The sequence below is a fragment of the Lentzea sp. HUAS12 genome, assembly GCF_024125735.1.
GTDB classification, from domain to species: Bacteria; Actinomycetota; Actinomycetes; order Mycobacteriales; family Pseudonocardiaceae; genus Lentzea; species Lentzea albida.
Map to the genome: position 1 here is coordinate 1,383,399 of NZ_CP099738.1, position 17,958 is coordinate 1,401,356.

Genomic DNA, 17,958 nt, shown 5'->3' on the forward strand with positions numbered 1-17,958 from the left:
ACGAGGAGGAATCGGCATGACCAGCGACGACCGGACGCTCGACTACTTGAAGCGGTTGACGACCGAGCTCCGCGACACCAGGCGCCGCCTGGACGCGGTGCAGGAGAGCGCGTCCGAGCCGCTGGCCGTCATCGGGATGGCCTGCCGGTACCCCGGCGGGGTGAACTCGCCGGAGGACCTCTGGCGACTGGTGGAGCAGGGCGAGGACGGCGTGACCACCTTCCCGGACAACCGGGGCTGGGACGCCGCCTCGCTCTACCACCCCGACCCCGACCACCGCGGCACCACCTACACCACCGCGGGCGGGTTCCTGCACGACGCCGACAGGTTCGACGCGGAGCTGTTCGGGATCTCGCCCCGCGAGGCGCTGGCCATGGACCCGCAGCAGCGCTTGCTGCTGGAGGTCACGTGGGAGGCGCTGGAGCGGGCCGGGATCACCCCCGCCTCGCTGCGGGGGAGTGCCACCGGTGTGTTCGCCGGCGCGATGCGCACGGAGTACGTGTCCGGGCTGACGTCGGTGTCCGAGGACGTCGAAGGCTTCGTGGGCACGGGCTCGTCCAACAGCGTGCTGTCCGGCCGGGTCTCCTACACCTTCGGCCTGGAAGGGCCCGCGGTCACCATCGACACCGCGTGCTCGTCCTCTTTGGTCGCTCTACACCTGGCCGGGCACGCCCTGCGCACCGGTGAGTGCTCGCTCGCCCTGGTCGGCGGCGTCACCGTTATGTCCACGCCGGAGACGTTCGTCGAGTTCTCCCGCCAGCGCGGGCTGGCCGTCGACGGGCGGTGCAAGGCCTTCGCCGCCGCGGCCGACGGCACCGGGTGGGCCGAGGGTGCCGGTGTGCTCCTGCTGGAGAAGCTGTCGGACGCCCGCCGCAACGGGCACCGCGTCCTGGCGGTCGTCCGCGGTTCGGCGGTCAACCAGGACGGGGCCTCCAACGGCCTGACCGCTCCCAGCGGCCCGTCCCAGCAACGGGTGATCCGCCAGGCGCTGGCGAACGCCCGTCTGTCCACTTCGGACGTCGACTTCGTGGAGGCGCACGGCACGGGCACCCGTCTCGGCGACCCGATCGAGGCGCAGGCGGTGCTCGCGACCTACGGCCAGGACCGCGACGAGCCGCTGTACCTGGGTTCCATCAAGTCCAACATCGGTCACTCCCAGGCGGCCGCGGGCGTCGCCGGGATCATCAAGGTCGTCGAGGCCATGAGGCACGGCGTGCTGCCGCGCACGCTCCACGTCGACGAGCCGTCGCCCCACGTCGACTGGTCGGCGGGCGCGGTGGAACTGCTCACCGAGCAGCGCCCCTGGCCCGCCGTCGACCGGCCCCGCCGCGGCGCGGTGTCGTCGTTCGGCCTGAGCGGCACCAACGCCCACGTCATCCTCGAACAGGTCGTGGAGGAGCAGGAGGACGTCGAACGGACGTCTCCCGCGGTGCTGCCGTGGGTGCTCTCGGCCAAGACCGGGAACGCCCTGCGGGCACAGGCCTCCCGCGCCCTCGACGCGGTGGACGGGATCGCTCCGCTCGACTTCTCCTACTCCCTGGCGACCGGCCGGGCCGCGCTCGACCGGCGTGCCGCGGTCGTCGGCTCGACCCGCGACGACCTCGTCGCCGGGCTCACCGCGCTGGCGCAGGGCACGCCCTCGCCCGCCGTGGTCGAGGGCACCCCGCTGATCGGGCGCACGGCGTTCCTGTTCACCGGGCAGAGCAGCCAGCGCTGCGGCATGGGCCGCGAGCTGTATCAGGCCTTTCCCGCCTACGCCGCGGCGTTCGACGCGGTGGCGGCGGCACTCGACGAGCACCTCGACCGGCCGCTCGCCGGCGTGGTGTTCGGCGACGACCAGGACCTCCTGGACCGGATGACCTACCTGCAGCCGGCGCTGTTCGCCGTCGAGGTGGCGCTGTACCGGCTGCTGGAGTCCTGGGGCGCCCGTCCGGACTTCGTCGGCGGCCACTCCATCGGTGAGCTCACCGCCGCGCACGTGGCCGGTGTCTGGACGCTGGCGGACGCCGCGAAGATGGTCGCCGCGCGCGGCAGGCTCATGGAGTCGCTGCCCGCCGGCGGCGCGATGGTCAGCGTCCAGGCCGCCGAGGACGAGGTGCGCGCCGTGCTCACCCGCGGCGTCGAGATCGGTGCCGTCAACGGCCCCGACGCCGTGGTGCTGTCCGGTGACGAGGACGCGGTCCTCGTGGTGGCGGAGTCGTTCGCCGCGCGGGGCCGCAAGACCAAGCGGCTGCGCATGACGCACGCGTGCCACTCGGCGCGGATGGACGGCATGCTCGCCGAGTTCGCCGCGGTCGCGGAGAGCGTCTCCTACTCCGCCGCGACCATTCCGGTGGTGTCGAACGTGTCCGGCAAACTGGCCGGCACCGACGAGGTCACCGCGCCGGGCTACTGGCCGCGGCACGTCCGCCAGGCCGTCCGGTTCTCCGACGCCATCACCTGGCTGCGCTCCGAAGGGGTCTCGCGGTTCGTCGAGCTGGGACCCGACTCGGTGCTGACCGCCCTGGTCGCGCGCGTCCTGCCCGACGAGGACGTGCTCGCCGTGCCGATGCTGCGCGCCGGCCGTCCGGAACCGGTGACCGCGACGACCGCCCTCGCCGCACTGCACGTGCGCGGCGGCCGCGTGGACTGGCGAAGGTTCTACGAGGGCACCGGAGCCCGTGCGGCGGAGCTGCCCACCTACGCGTTCCAGCACGACAGCTACTGGCTGCAGTCCGCCGGCGGCGCGGGAGACCCGGCCGGGCTGGGCCTGACCGACGCCCGCCACCCGCTGCTCGGTGCCTCGGTGGCACTGGCCGACGACTCCGGGCTCGTCCTCACCGGCAAGGTCTCGCTGTCGACGCACCCGTGGCTCGCGGACCACGTCGTCGCGGGCACCGCGCTCCTGCCGGGCACGGCCCTGGTCGAACTGGCGCTGCGCGCGGGCGACGAGGCCGGATGCCCGCACCTGGAAGAGCTCACCCTGTTCGAACCGGTGTTCCTGGACGGTCCGCGCGACCTCCAGGTCGTGCTGGCCGCTCCGGACGAGGCGGGCCGCCGGCCGGTGTCCCTGCACTCCCGCACCGGCGAGGGCGCCTGGACCCAGCACGCCTCCGGCACGTTGACCCCCGCGGCCGCGGCACCCGACTTCGACCTCGCCGAGTGGCCCCCGCGCGGTGCCGAAGCGGTCGACCTCGGTGACGTCTACGAAGCCTTCGCCCGCAACGGCCTGGAGTACGGGACGGTGTTCCGCGGCCTGCGAGCGGCCTGGCGCCTCGGCGACGAGGTCTACGCCGAACTGCGCCTGCCCGAGGAGGGCGACGCGCAGAAGGACGCGGAGGCGTTCGGCCTGCACCCGGCACTGCTCGACTCCTGCCTGCACGCCATCGGTCTCACCGCCGACGAGGACTCCGGTCCCCGGATCCCCTACCTGTGGCAGGACGTCGCCCTGCACGCGGTCGGCGCCACCACGCTGCGGTTGCGGCTCACCCCCGGCCAGTCGGACGCCGTCACGCTCCGGGTCGCGGACGGCGTCGGCGCTCCGGTGGCCACCATCGGCGCGCTGCTGCTGCGCCAGATCAGCGCGGACCAGTTCAGGACGGCCGAACCCGAGGGCCCGGACTCCCTGTACCGCATCGAGTGGAAAGCGCTTACCAATTCTGGTGGGAACGAAGTCGAGTGGGCCTTCCTCGACGACCTGGACGACGACGTCCCGCCCCCGCCGGTCGTCGTGCTCCCGGTGCGCACCCAGGCCGAGGACGTGGCGGGCACCGCACTGGCGGAGACCAACCGGGTCCTCTCCGTGCTCCAGCGGTGGGGCACCGACGAGCGCCTGGACGGCACCACGCTGGTCGTGCTGACCCGGGACGCGGCCGGCACGGACCGGATCGACCCGGCGGCCGCCGCCGTCTGGGGCCTCGTGCGCTCGGCCCAGTCCGAGCACCCAGGCCGGTACGTGCTGATCGACACCGACGCCGACGCACCGACCTCCGCGGAGCTCGGGGCGGCCCTGGCGACCGGGGAGCCGCAGCTGCTCTCCCGCGACGGTGGGTTCGCCGTGCCGCACCTGGCCTCGCTGCCGGGCACCGACGAGCTCGTCCCGCCGGCCGCGGCGGCCTGGGGACTGGGCATGACCGGTCGCGGCACGCTGGACAACCTGCGCCTGGAGCCGTACCCGCAGGTGCTGGAACCGCTGGCACCGCACGACGTCCGGATCGCCGTCGCGGCGGCGGGCCTCAACTTCCGCGACGTGCTGAACGTGCTCGGCATGTTCGAGGGCGAGCCCGGCCACCTCGGCAAGGAGGTGGCGGGCGTGGTGCTCGAGGTCGGGTCCGGGGTGACGGACCTGGCCGTCGGCGAGGCCGTGATGGGCGTGACGGACGGCGGCCTGGGCACGATCGCCACCGCGCCCCGCGCCTACGTGACGCGGATTCCCGACGGCTGGTCGTTCGAGACCGCGGCCTCGGTCCCGCTCGTGTTCCTGACCGCCTACTACGGGCTCAAGGAACTGGCCGGGCTCCGCGCGGGCGAGTCGGTGCTGGTCCACGCCGGTGCCGGAGGCGTCGGCATGGCCGCCCTGCAGATCGCGAAGCACCTCGGCGCGGAGGTCTACGCCACCGCGAGCACCGGCAAGCAGCACGTCCTGCGGGACGCGGGGCTCGACGACGACCACATCGCCGACTCCCGCACGCTCGACTTCGAGCAGCACTTCACGGCCACCACCGGCGGTCGTGGCGTCGACGTCGTGCTGGATGCGCTGACCGGCGACTTCGTCGACGCCTCGCTGCGGCTGCTCCCGCGCGGCGGCCGGTTCATGGAGATGGGCAAGGCGGGCCTGCGCGACCCGCGGGAGGTCGCCGCGCGTCACGAGGGAGTCGTCTACCAGCCCTTCGACCTGGTCGAGGCCGAGCTGGAGCTCGTCTCCCGGATGTGGGCCGAGGTCGTCGCGCTGTTCGACAGCGGTGTCCTCACCCCTCTGCCGACCCGCGTCTGGGACGTGCGGCGCGCCCCCGAGGCGTTCCGCTTCTTCAGCCAGGCAAAGCACATCGGCAAGCTGGTGCTGACGATCCCCGCCGGTCCCGAGCCGGACGGCACCGTGCTGATCACCGGTGGCACCGGCGACCTCGGCGGGGCGCTCGCCCGGCACCTGGTGACCGAGCACGGCGTCCGACACCTGCTGCTGACCAGCAGGCGAGGCCCGGACGCACCGGGTGCGGCCGAGCTGGTCGCGGACCTGACGGGCCTGGGCGCCGACGTCACGGTCGTCGCCTGCGACGCCGCCTCCCGAGACGCCGTGGCGGACCTGCTCGCCACCGTCCCGGCGGAGCACCCGCTGACCGGTGTCGTGCACGCGGCGGGCGTTCTGGACGACGGTCTCGTCGACGCGCTGACCCCGCAGCGGGTGGACCGCGTCTTCGGCCCCAAGGTCGCCGCCGCCTGGCACCTGCACGAGCTGACCCGGCACCTGCCGCTGCGCTGGTTCGTCCTGTTCTCCTCGGCCGCCGGCGTGCTCGGCAACGCGGGACAGGCCAACTACGCCGCGGCCAACAGCTTCCTCGACGCGCTGGCGGCCCGCCGGCGCGCCGAAGGCCTGGCCGCCCACTCGATCGCGTGGGGCCTGTGGTCGGGAGGCATGGGCGGCCGGCTCGGTGAGGAGGGCGAGGAACGCCTGCGCCGCAGCGGTTTCCCGCCCATCACGTCCGCCGAGGGCATGGAGATGTTCGACGTCGCCGTCGGCACGGAGCACCCGGTCCTGCTCGCGCTGAAGGTCGACCGCGCCACCGTCCGCGCCCACGCCTCGGAGACGTCGATGTCGCCGTTGCTGCGCGGGCTGGTCGGCGTCCCCGGCCGCGCCAGGGCCAGGGCGGCGACCGCGCAGCAGGACGGCGAACTGCTCCGCAGGATCGCCGGGATGACCGCGGCCCAGCGGGGTGAGTTCCTGCTCGACCTGGTCCGGCGGGAGGCCGCGCTGGTGCTCGGCAGGACGGGCGCCGACAGCGTCGACCCCGCCCGCGGTTTCAGCGACCTCGGCTTCGACTCGCTGACGTCGGTCGAGTTCCGCAACCGCCTGAGCGCCGCCACCGGTGTGCGGCTGCCCTCCACGCTCGTCTTCGACTACCCGAGCCCGGCCGCGCTGGCCGCGTTCCTGCACACCGAACTGGCCGGTGACGCCGAACCCTCCGGCACCGCGCTGATCGAGCAGATCAACCGGCTGGAGGCGATGCTCGCCAGCACCGATCCGGACGACACCGAGGTCGACCGGCGTCTGCAGCGCCTGCTGTCCGACTGGACGGCCAAGCGCTCGGACACGACGGGAACCGATCTCGACATCGCGACCCCGGACACCATCCTCGCGCTGATCGACCACGAGTTCGGCACGCGCTGACCAGCCCGGCCGTCATAGGAGCCATGACCGATGCCCACCGAAGAGCAGTACGTCGACTACCTCAAGCGAATGGCGACTGACCTGCGGGAAAGCCGTCGGCTGCTGCGGGAGTCCGAGGAACGCCACGCCGAGCCGATCGCGATCGTCGCGATGAGCTGCCGCTACCCCGGCGAGATCCGCTCCCCGCAACAGCTGTGGGACCTCGTCAGCAGCGGGGGAGACGCCGTCTCGCCGTTCCCCACCAACCGCGGCTGGGACCTCGAGGGCCTCTACGACCCGGACCCGGACCGGCCGGGCACGAGCTACGTCCGCGAGGGCGGGTTCCTGCACGACGCGGGGGAGTTCGACGCCGAGCTGTTCGGCATCTCGCCGCGCGAGGCCGAGGCGACCGACCCGCAGCAGCGGCTCCTGCTGGAGACCGCGTGGGAGGCCGTCGAGAGCGCCGGCATCGACCCGACCTCGCTCGTGGGCAGCGCGACCGGTGTCTTCGCGGGCGTCACGTACACCGACTACGCCTCGCGGCTGAACGCGGTGCCGGACGAGTACGAGGGCTACCTCGCCACCGGAACCCTGGGCAGCGTGGTGTCCGGCCGGATCTCCTACGCGCTGGGCCTGCAGGGGCCGTCGGTCTCGATCGACACGGCCTGCTCGTCCTCGCTGGTGGCGATGCACCTGGCGGCCCACTCGCTGCGGACGGGGGAGTCCACCCTCGCCCTGGCCGGTGGCGTGACGGTCATGTCGGGCCCCGGCCCGTTCGTCGAGTTCTCCCGCCAGCGCGGGCTCGCCGCGAACGGCCGCTGCAAGCCGTTCGCCGACGGCGCCGACGGCACGAACTGGGCCGAGGGCGTCGGCGTGCTGGTGCTGGAGCGGTTGTCCGACGCCCGCCGCCACGGCCACCCGGTGCTCGCGGTGATCCGCGGCAGCGCGGTCAACTCCGACGGCGCGTCCCACGGCCTGACCGCCCCGAACGGCCCGTCACAGCAACGGGTGATCCGCCAGGCGCTGGCCGCCGCGCGACTGTCCACTTCGGACGTGGACGCGGTCGAGGCGCACGGCACCGGCACCAAGCTCGGCGACCCGATCGAGGCGCAGGCCCTGCTGGCCACCTACGGCCAGAACCGCACCGAGCCGCTGTGGATCGGGTCGGTCAAGTCCAACATCGGGCACACGCAGTGCGCCGCGGGCGTCGCCGGCGTGATCAAGATGGTCGAGGCGATGAGGCACGGCGTCCTGCCGGCGAGCCTGCACGTCGACCGGCCGTCCGACCACGTCGACTGGGAGGCCGGAGCCGTCTCGCTGCTCGCCGAGCAGCGTCCGTGGCCGGAGACGGACAGGCCGCGCCGCGCGGGCGTCTCGTCGTTCGGCATCAGCGGCACCAACGCCCACGTCATCCTGGAGCAGGCGCCGGAAGAGCCGTTGCCGCCGCGGGAGGTCCAGGCCCCGGCCGCGGTGCCCTACGTCCTGTCGGGAGCGTCTCCGGCCGCCGTCCGCGCACAGGCCGCCGCGCTGCTGACCGGGATCGACCACGAACCCGTGGACGTCGCCCTGTCCCTGGCCACCACCCGTGCGGCGATGGACCACCGCGCGGTCGTCGTCGGCGCCGGCCCCGATGAGCTGGCCGCCGGACTGCGCGCGGTGGCCGACGGCGGCGCCGGGACGATCACGGGGTTCGCCACCACCGGGAAGCTGGCCGTGCTGTTCAGCGGCCAGGGTTCGCAGCGCCTCGGCATGGGCCGCGAGCTGCACGGGGCCTTCCCCGTCTTCGCCACCGCGTTCGACGAGGCCTGCGAGCACCTGCCGGGTGTGCGCGACGTCGTGTTCGGTGACGACGCCGAGCGGCTGAACCGCACCGAGTTCGCCCAGCCCGCGCTGTTCGCCTTCGAGGTGGCGCTGTTCCGCCTGATCACCTCCTGGGGCGTTGTCCCCGACCTCCTCGCAGGCCACTCGATCGGCGAGTTCGCCGCCGCCCACGTCGCCGGTGTGCTGTCCCTGCAGGACGCGGCTCGGCTGGTGCTGGCCCGCGGCAGGCTGATGCAGGCGCTGCCGGCCGGTGGCGCGATGGTGGCCGTCGAGGCGACCGAGGACGAGGTCCGTCCCCACCTCGGCGACGACGTGTGCCTGGCCGCGGTCAACGGCCCTCGTGCGGTGGTCCTGTCGGGCACCGAGAAGGCCGTTCTCGCGGTGGCCGAGCGGTTCGCCGACCGCCGCACCACGCGGCTGAAGGTCTCGCACGCCTTCCACTCCAGCCTCATGGACCCGATGCTGGCGGAGTTCGCGGAGATCGCCCGCGCGATCACCTACGCCGAGCCCGCCATCCCGGTCGTCTCCACGCTCACCGGGCGGCTCGCCGACCGGCTGACCGACCCCGGCTACTGGGTCGAGCACGCCCGCGAGGCGGTCCGGTTCGCCGACGCCCTCGACACCCTGCACCAGCGCGGCGCGACCGCGTTCCTCGAACTGGGACCGGACGCCCCGCTGACCGCCCTGGGCGGCGCCGCGCTCGGGGACGGCCCCGTGTTCGTCGCCGCCCAGCGCAAGGACCGCGACCCGGTCGAGGTGCTCGTCCGCGCGCTCGCCTCGTTGCACGTCCACGGCGTCAGCGTCGACTGGGCCGCCTACCTCGGCGGCACCGGTGCCCGCACCGTCTCCCTGCCCACGTACCCGTTCCAGCGCAAGCACTACTGGCTGGAGGACGCCGCCGACGGCACGGCCGGCACCGGTGGCGAGGACGCCCGGTTCTGGTCGGTCGTGGCGGGCGGTGACGCCGAGGAGCTGGCCGCCGAGCTGGAGCTGCCGCACGCGCAGGTCCCCCTCGGCGACGTCCTCCCGGCCCTGGCGCGCTGGCACGCCTCCCGCGCGAGCGAGTCCGAAGTGGACGCTCTGGGGTACCGCGTGGACTGGAAGCCGTTCACGCCGAAGAACGCGGTGGCGTCCGGGCGGTGGCTGCTGGTGTCCTCACCGCGGTCCTCCGACTGGACCGAGGCCGCCGCGGCGGCACTGCGCGGAGCCGACGTCGAACGCGTGGTGCTCACCGCACCCGACCGGGCCTCCGTGGCCACCGCGTTGGACGGTGTCCAGGCTTTCGACGGTGTGCTTTCCCTTGTCGCACTGGACGAGCACGAGGACGACGGGCTGTCCTTCGGCGCCGAAGCGACCCTGTCGCTGGTGCAGGAGCTCGCGGCCCGCGAGGTCACCGCTCCGCTGTGGACGCTGACCCGGCAGGCCGTGGCCACCGGCCCGCACGAGGCGCCCGCCTCCGCGGTCCAGTCCCAGCTCTGGGGCTTCGGCAGGGCCGCCGCGCTGGAACACCCTCGCCTGTGGGGTGGACTGGTCGACGTCCCGGCCGAGCCGTCCGACCGCGTCAGCGCGCTGCTCGGCGCCGTGGTCACGGGACCTCGCGGCGAGGACCAGGTCGCGATCCGCGCGGCGGGCGCGTTCGGCCGTCGCCTCACCCACGCGGGCAACGCCGAGCCGGTGCGCCCCTGGAAGCCGCGCGGCACCGTTCTCGTGACCGGCGGCACCGGCGGCCTCGGCGGGGTCGTCGCCCGCTGGCTCGTCGAGGCGGGCGCGGACCACGTGGTCCTCGTCTCCCGCTCCGGTGAGAACGCCCCTGGCGCGCGGTCCCTGCGCGAGGAGCTCGGCGCCAAGGTCACCATCGCCGCCTGCGACGTCGCCGACCGCGCCGCGTTCGCGGAGGTCGTCGACGCGGTCCGCGACGACCTGCGCGCCGTGTTCCACCTCGCCGGAGTCCTCGAGATCGGGCAGATCGAGACGGTCGACCGGGCGTCCTACACCGGCGCGCTGCGTCCCAAGGTCGCCGGAACCCGGAACCTCGAAGAGCTCACCGACGGGCTCGACCTGGACGCCTTCGTGCTGTTCTCGTCGATCGCCGCCTCCGTCGGCAACCCCGCGCAGAGCGTGTACGGCGCCGCGAACGCTCACCTGGAGGCCGTCGCCCAGCAGCGCCGGTTCCGCGGCCTGCCCGCCACCTCGGTCGCCTGGGGCCGCTGGGGCGAGGTCGGCATGGGCGTCACGGGACAGGCCGACGAGCTGCTCGGCGACCTCGGCGTGCCGACCATGGCACCGGAGCTGGGCGTGGCCGCGCTGCGGCGTGCGCTCGGCCGCGAGGAGGTCTCGCTCACGGTGGCGGCGTTCGAGTGGGCGAAGTTCGCGCCCCCGTTCGCGGCACTGCGCCCGAGCCCCCTGCTCGCCGACCTGCCCGAGGTCCTGGCGATCGCCGAGGCCGACGCGCGGCGCGCCGAGGAGGGCGCCGAGGTCACCACCGCGTGGCGGACGCGGCTCGCGGGCATGCCCCAGGCCGAGCGCGAACGCGTGCTGCAGCACCTCGTGGTCTCCCACACCTCCGCCGTGCTGGGCCACGAGGACGAGGTCAGCGCCCAGCAGCTGTTCACCAAGCTGGGCATCGACTCGCTCACCGCGGTCGAGCTGCGCGGGCGCCTCAACGCCGAGACCGGCCTCGCGCTGCCGCCCACCGTCGTCTTCGACCACCCGAGCCCGGCCGCCCTCGTGGCGCACCTGCTCGCCGAACTCGGCCCGCAGGAGCGGCCCTCGACGGCGAAGGCCGTCGTGCGCGCGAACACCCCGCAGGGCCAGGAGATCGCCGTGACCGGCATGTCCTGCCGCTTCGCGGGCGGCAGCGACACGATCGACGAGTACTGGCAGAACCTGCTGCAGGGCAAGGATCTCGTCAGCCTCGCGCCGGAGAACCGGTGGATCGCCGCCGACTACCTCGACCTCGACCGCACCGCGCCGGGCAAGGCCTACACGCAGCACGGTGCCTTCGTCACCGACATCGCTGGCTGGGACGCCGCGTTCTTCGGGCTCTCGCCGCAGGAGGCGCGCCGCACCGACCCCAGCTTCCGGCTGCTGATGGAACTGGTCTGGGAGGCGCTCGAGGACTCCTCGCTGACGGCGGAGGAACTGCGCGGCAGCCGCACCGGCGTGTTCGCCGGCCTGATCGACACCATCCAGTACAGCATGCGGCAGCTGGAGGTCGACGGCGCCGAGGCCGGGGACGACCCGTACTTCGGCCTGGGCAGCTCGCTGTCCGCGGCCGCCGGCCGGATCGCGCACCAGCTCGACCTGCGCGGCCCGTGCATCACCATCGACACCGCGTGCTCCTCCGCGCTCAGCGCCATGCACCTGGCCGTGCAGAGCCTGCGCCGCGGCGAGTGCGACATCGCGATCGTCGGCGCGTCCTCCACGATGATCAACCCGGAGGTGTTCGTCCAGTCCTGCAAGATGAGCATGCTCGCCGCCGACGGCCGCACGAAGACCTTCGACGAGTCCGCCGACGGCTACGTCATCGGTGAGGGCGGCGGCGTGGTCGTCCTGCGCCGCGTCCAGGACGTCGCACCGGGGCAGCGCGTCCGCGCGCTGATCCGCGGCACGGCGACCAACCAGGACGGTCGCAGCAACGGCCTCACCGCGCCCAACCGGGCCGCGCAGATCGCGGTCATCCGCGCCGCCCACGCCGATGCTGGCGTGCGGACGGACGACATCGGCTACGTCGAGGCGCACGGCTCCGGCACGCAGCTCGGCGACGCCATCGAGTTCACCGCCCTGCAGGAGGTCTTCGGCGAGCGTTCCGCGCCGGAACCGCTGTACGTCGGCGCGGTCAAGTCCAACGTCGGCCACACGCTGGCCGCCGCCGGCATGGCCGGTCTGGTCAAGACCGTGCTCGCCCTGGAACACGGCCGGATCCCGGCCAACCTGAACATGACGAACCCCAACTCGGTCGTCACCCTGGACGGGCCCGTCCGGCCCGTGCAGACCGTGCGGCCGTTCCCCGCGGACGCCGACGGCGTGCTGCGGGCGGGCGTCAGCTCGTTCGGCTGGTCCGGGTCGAACGTCCACTTCGTACTGGAGCAGGCGCCGCGGGGCCCGGTGTCCCGTGCGGGGGCGTCCTGGCAGCTGCTCACGCTGTCCGGGCACAGCGAGTCCAGCCTGCGCGCGAACGCGGCGGCGCTGGCCGACCACCTGGAGACCCACCCGGAGCTGGAACTGGCCGACGTCGCGCACACCACGCAGTCCGGCCGCAGCGCGCTGCCGGTGCGGTCCGCTCTGCCGGTACGCGACATCGCCGACGCCATCGCGTCGCTGCGGGCCGGCGTCACCGGTGCGGTGGTCGAGGACAAGCGCCGCTTCGGTCTCGTCCTCCCCGCGACCCTCGGCGACCTGCGCGGCACCGCGGAGGAGCTGTACCGCACCGAACCGGCGTTCAGCGCCGCGATCGACGAGTGCGCGGGTCTCCTCCACGGGCGGGCGGACCTGCTGGGAGCGCTGCACGGCGAGGCGGAGGCCGACGAGCAGGCCGTCGTGTTCGCGGTCGAGTACGGCCTGACCCGGTTGCTCGAGGCGTGGAACCTCGTTCCCGCCGTGGTGCTGGGCTCCGGGGTCGGCGAGTGCGTCGCCGCGGTCGTCAGCGGCATGCTCGCCCCGGCCGACGGTCTCGCGCTGGCCCTGGACGGGACCGTCCCGGCCACGGCCACCGAGCCCGCGGTCACCGTCGTGTCCTCGCGCACCGGAACCGTGCTGACCGCGGCCGAGGTGGCGGACGCCGCCCACTGGGCGGACGGGTCCGACCGGACCGAGGACGGCCTGCTGATCCTGGGCCGGCACGCGGAGGTGCTCGTCGAGCTGGGCCCGAACGCCGCGGGCGGACCCCGGACCTCGCTGGAACCGAACCGCCGGTCGTGGCTCGCCGCGCTCGGTGCGCTGTGGGAGCAGGGCGTGCCGGTCGACTGGGCGAGCGGCGCCGGGGCGGACCGCGTGTTCGTCTCGCTGCCCTCCTACCGCTTCCAGCGCACCCGCTACTGGCCGGAGCTCGCCGCCCCCACCGGTCCGGCGGCCACCACCGGCGCGGCGAACACCGAAATGCCGGTGTACGACGGCCTGAAGGCCAACGTGCCCACCTGGCGCCGGGACAACAGCCGTCCGGCACCCGCCACCGCGGGACCACTCGTGCTCCTCGCCGCACCGGGCGAGTTCGCCGACAGGTTCACCGCGCTGGCAACGGAAGCAGGGCACGACGTCGTCCTCGCGCCCACCGGGCCGCTGGACCAGGAGGCCTACCGCGCCCTGCTGGCGGGCACCGCCGGCGAGCCGGTGCGGATCGTGCACGCCCGCGGCCTGACCGAGACCGGTCAGGAGAGCGGCTTCTACGACCTCATGCGCCTCGGCAAGGCCATCGGCACGGAGTGCGCAAACCGCCGCGTCGAGCTGATCACGCTGGCCGCCACCGGTTTCGAGGTCCTCGACGGTGACGCGAAGAACCCGCACGCCGCGACCATCGCGGCCATCACCAGCGCCATCGCCGCGGAGTACCCGCTGGTCCGGTCGCAGTACGCCGACCTCGGACCCGATGGCGACCACGCCCGGCAGGCGCTGCGCGAGCTCGACGGGCTCGCGGCGTCCACTTCGGACACCGCGGACGGTGTCGCCGTGGGCGCGTGGCGGCACGGCCGCCGCTGGATCCGCGCCTTCGAGGTGGTCGCGCTGCCGGAGGTCGACGACGCGCAGGCGTGGCGGCCCGGCGGCGTCTACCTCATCACCGGCGGTCTGGGCGAGCTCGGCCTGGCACTGGCACGACGCCTGGCCCCGCTCGGCACCAGGCTCGCGCTGGCGGGCCGCAAGGGCCTGCCGCCCGAGGACACCTGGGACGCCTGGATCGCGGAGAAGGGCGTCAACGACAAGACCAGCGGCGTGCTGATGGCCGTGCGGGAGCTGCGCGCCCTGGGCGCCGAGGTGTTCGTCGCCCAGGCCGACGTCAGCGTTCCCGACCAGGTCGCCTCGCTGGTGCGGGACGTCCGCGCGCACTTCGGCGAGCTGCACGGCGTCGTGCACGCGGCCGGTGTCGCGGGCGGAGGCCTGTTGCAGACCAAGACCGAGGAGCAGGCGGCCGCGGTGCTCGCGCCGAAGGTGGCGGGCACGCTCGCCCTGGCCGAGGCGTTGCGCTCCGACCCGGTGGAACTGCTGGTGCTCTACTCGTCCGTGGCGAGCCTGACCGTCGGCGTCGGCGCCACCGACTACGCGGCGGCCAACGCGTTCCTCGACTCCTTCGCGGTCGTGGAGGCCAACACCGGCGGGGTCGCCAAGCGCGTCGTCTCGGTGGCGTGGGGCCCGTGGCAGCTCGACCCGTGGACGACGGCCGGCCTCGCGGGCTCGGCGGAGATGCAGGACGGCTCCAAGCGGTTCCGCGAGGAGTTCGGCATCCCCACCGAGGAGGGCACCGAGCTGCTGTCGCGCATCGTGGCCTCGGGCGAGACCAACGTGGCGGTGCTGCCGCTCGAGGTCTCCGAGGCCATGGCCGCGCTGGCCCAGCTCGACTCCCTCGAAGCCCTGGTGGGCGGCGCGGGCGTCGACCTGACCGACGGCAAGCGCTACCCGCGTCCGGAACTGCGCACCCCCTACGTCGCTCCGAGCACGCCGGCCGAGCAGCAGGTGGCCGAGATCTGGCAGGCCTGCCTCGGGCTCGAGCAGGCGGGCGTGCACGACAAGTTCTTCGACCTCGGCGGCACCTCGCTGATCGGCCTGGTCGTGATCGGCCGCATCGCCAAGGAACTCGGCGTCGAGCTGGCCCCGGCGACGCTGTTCGAGAAGCCGACCATCGCCGAGTTCGCGACCCTGCTTGCCCAGCCGGAGGCGGCGTCGCCGGACCTCGCGGACGTGGCAGGGGACGCCTCCGCCCGCGGCGAACGCCGCCGTGCCCGCGCCGGGAACCTGCGCAGGCGCCAGACCGGAACCCGAAGGTGAGGACCCAGTGACCACGCGAGAACGCGACACGAGCCACGACATCGCGATCGTGGGCATGGCCGGGAACTTCCCCGGCGCTCCTGACATCGGCACGTTCTGGGCCGAGCTGTGCGCGGGGCGGGACGGGATCACGAGGATGAGCCCGGCCGAGCTGCTCGCGTCCGGCGTGCCGCAGGAGCTGGTGGACGATCCCGCGTTCGTCGCCGCGTCGGGCCTGCTGTCCGATGTGGACCGCTTCGACGCGGAGCTCTTCGGCCTCAGCGCACGTGACGCCGAGGTGGCCGACCCGCAGCACCGCCTGTTCCTGGAGTGCTCCTGGCACGCCCTCGAGGACGCGGGCATCGACCCCGGCCGCTTCGACGGCCTGGTCGGGGTGTTCGCGGGCGGTGCGCCGAGCACCTACCTGCTGTCCAACCTGCTGCAGAACGAGGAGGCCGTGCTCACCCACGGGCCCGACCACCTCGTCCTGCAGAACGAGAAGGACCTGCTGCCGTCACGGGTGTCCTACGCGCTCGACCTCACCGGTCCGTCGGTGAGCGTGCAGAGCTGCAGCTCGACCGCGCTCGCCGCGGTCGCCGCCGGGTGCGGCAGCCTGCTCGCCGGCGAGTCGGACGTGGTCGTCGCGGGGGCGGTGTCGGTGATCGTCCCGCAGCACCCCGGCTACCTCTACCACGAGGGCGGTGAGTTCTCCCCGGACGGCGTCAGCCGCGTCCTCGCCGCCGACGCCAACGGCAAGATCCCCGGTGACGGCCTCGGCGTGGTCGTGCTGCGCAGGCTCGAGGACGCGCAGGCCGACGGCGACCGGATCTACGCGGTCATCCGCGGCTGGGCGGCGCTGCACGAGGGCCGCCACGGCCGCCAGGGGTTCGGCGTGCCCGGTGTGCCGGGCCAGACCGCCGTGATGGCCGAGGCGATGGCCGTCGCGGGCGTCGACCCCGCCGAGATCGACCACGTCGAGGTGACCGCGATGGGCACGCCCTTCGGTGACGCCGTGGAGGTCATGGCGCTGCAGGAGGTCTTCGGCGTCGACGGCGTCGAGCGGGTCACGCTCGGCTCGACCGACGGCAACCTCGGCCACATCAACCAGGCCGGTGGGATCGCCCGCCTGATCAAGGCGGCTCTCGCGCTGCACCACGAGAAGCTGCCGCCCGCCGTGCACTTCGCCGAACCGAACTCGCGGCTCGCCACCGCCGGCGACAGGCTCCAGGTCCCCACGGAGCTGACCGACTGGCCGCGGGGCGAACGCCCGCGCCTGGCCGGCGTCAACGCGCACGGCTACGGCGGCGCGGACGTGCACGTGATCATCGAGGAGGCACCGGCCGAGGACGCCGAACGCCCGCCCGCGCGTCCGCACCAGCTGCTGGTCTGGTCGGCTCGCACGGCGGAGGCCGCCGATGCCGCGACCACGAGGCTCGCCGCGGACGCCGCGCGGTGGACGAACCCGGCGGACGCCGCCTACACGCTGCAGTGCGGCCGCAAGGCGTTCGGGGACAGGCGGATGGCCGTCGTCTCGTCGAGCGCCGACGCGGTGCGGGCGCTGACCTCCCCGGCCCGCGTCCTCGCCGAAACCGGTGTGAGCACGCGGCGAGCGGGTTTCCTGCTCGCCGGGGTGGGGGAGCAGTACGACGGCATGGCCGGCGGCCTGTACGCCTCCGAACCGGTGTTCCGCGCGGCGATCGACGAGTGCGCCGCGCTGTTCCGCGAGCACCTCGGCTTCGACCCGGTCGCCCGCCTCGTCGGTGCCAGGACGGCCGGTGGAGGCGGTCTGGCCGCCCTGCTCGGTCGCGCTCCGGAGGCCGACGCCGCCGGTGGCGGGCCCGCGGACACGGTCGTCGTCCAGCCCGGCGTCTTCGCGGTCGACTACGCGCTCGGCAGGCTGATGACCGCGTGGGGCGTCGAGCCCTCGGTCCTCGCCGGGTACAGCGTCGGCGAGTTCGCCACGGCGGCGCTCGCGGGCGCTCTGACGCTGCAGGAGGCCACCGCCCTGGTCGCCACGAGGGCGAAGCTGATCTCGCGGCTGCCGGCCGGGTCGATGGCCGCCGTGCCGCTGTCGGAGAGCGAGCTGACCGCGCTGGTCGGTGATCTCGGGGTCTTCGGCCTCGACGTCGCCGCCGTCAACGGTCCCCGCATGATCGTCGTGTCGGGTGCGCCCGAGGGCGTCGTCCAGCTCACCGAGAAGCTCGCCGCCGAGGGGGTGCCCGCCCGGTCGCTGCGGACCACGCACGCGTTCCACTCGCGTTCGCTGCGGCCCGTGGCGGCGGAGCTCACCGCGTGGGCGCGGCTGAACCTCAGCCCCCGCGCTCCCGAGACGCCGTACCTGTCCAACGTCACCGGGCTGCCGATCACCGAGAAGCAGCTGAAGGACCCCGGTTACTGGGCCGAGCACATGTGCCGCCCGGTGCAGTTCGCCACCATGATCGCCCACCTGGCCGCGGAACGGCCGGACACCGCGTTCGTCGAACTCGGTGCGGGGCAGTCGATGGGCGCGATGTTCCGCGGGCACCCGGACTTCCCGCAGAAGTCCTGGTCCCTCCTCGTGTCCACGCTCCCCGGTGAGGCGGATCCCCGGCAGGACACCGAATCGGTGACCGACGCGCTCGGCAGGCTCTGGCTGTCCGGTGTGGACGTCGACTGGAGCGCCTACCAGTCCGGTCGCGGAGCGAGGAAGACGACCCTGCCCGGGTACGCCTTCCAGCGCGAGCGCCACTGGATCGAGCCGACCGCCCCGGGGTCCGGAACCGAGGTTCCGAGGGGCACGCGAGCGCGCTGACCGCACGCCGCACAGCCGAACCGGCTCCGCGCCCTCCGGCGCGCGGAGC

At 74.0% G+C, this 17,958-nt stretch carries 3 protein-coding genes; all 3 read left to right on the forward strand.

Annotated elements, in window-relative coordinates:
* Nucleotides 1–16: 16 nt before the first annotated feature.
* The 3 genes from ND450_RS06195 to ND450_RS06205 are packed head-to-tail and all read left to right on the forward strand — an operon-like array spanning nucleotide 17 to nucleotide 17,909.
* Entirely contained in the window at nucleotides 17–6,364 is a 6,348-nt protein-coding gene (locus tag ND450_RS06195) for a type I polyketide synthase (RefSeq protein WP_253325192.1), read from the forward strand.
* Between the two features lie 30 nt (nucleotides 6,365–6,394).
* Nucleotides 6,395–15,139 carry a type I polyketide synthase gene (locus tag ND450_RS06200; RefSeq protein WP_253325193.1) on the forward strand — a complete coding sequence of 2,915 codons (8,745 nt, stop codon included), beginning with the start codon at nucleotides 6,395–6,397 and terminating at the stop codon, nucleotides 15,137–15,139.
* Nucleotides 15,140–15,146: 7 nt separating this feature from the next.
* Nucleotides 15,147–17,909: a type I polyketide synthase gene (locus ND450_RS06205; RefSeq protein WP_253325194.1), complete on the forward strand. Its 2,763-nt coding sequence runs from the start codon at nucleotides 15,147–15,149 to the stop codon at nucleotides 17,907–17,909.
* The last annotated feature ends 49 nt before the right edge of the window (nucleotides 17,910–17,958 follow it).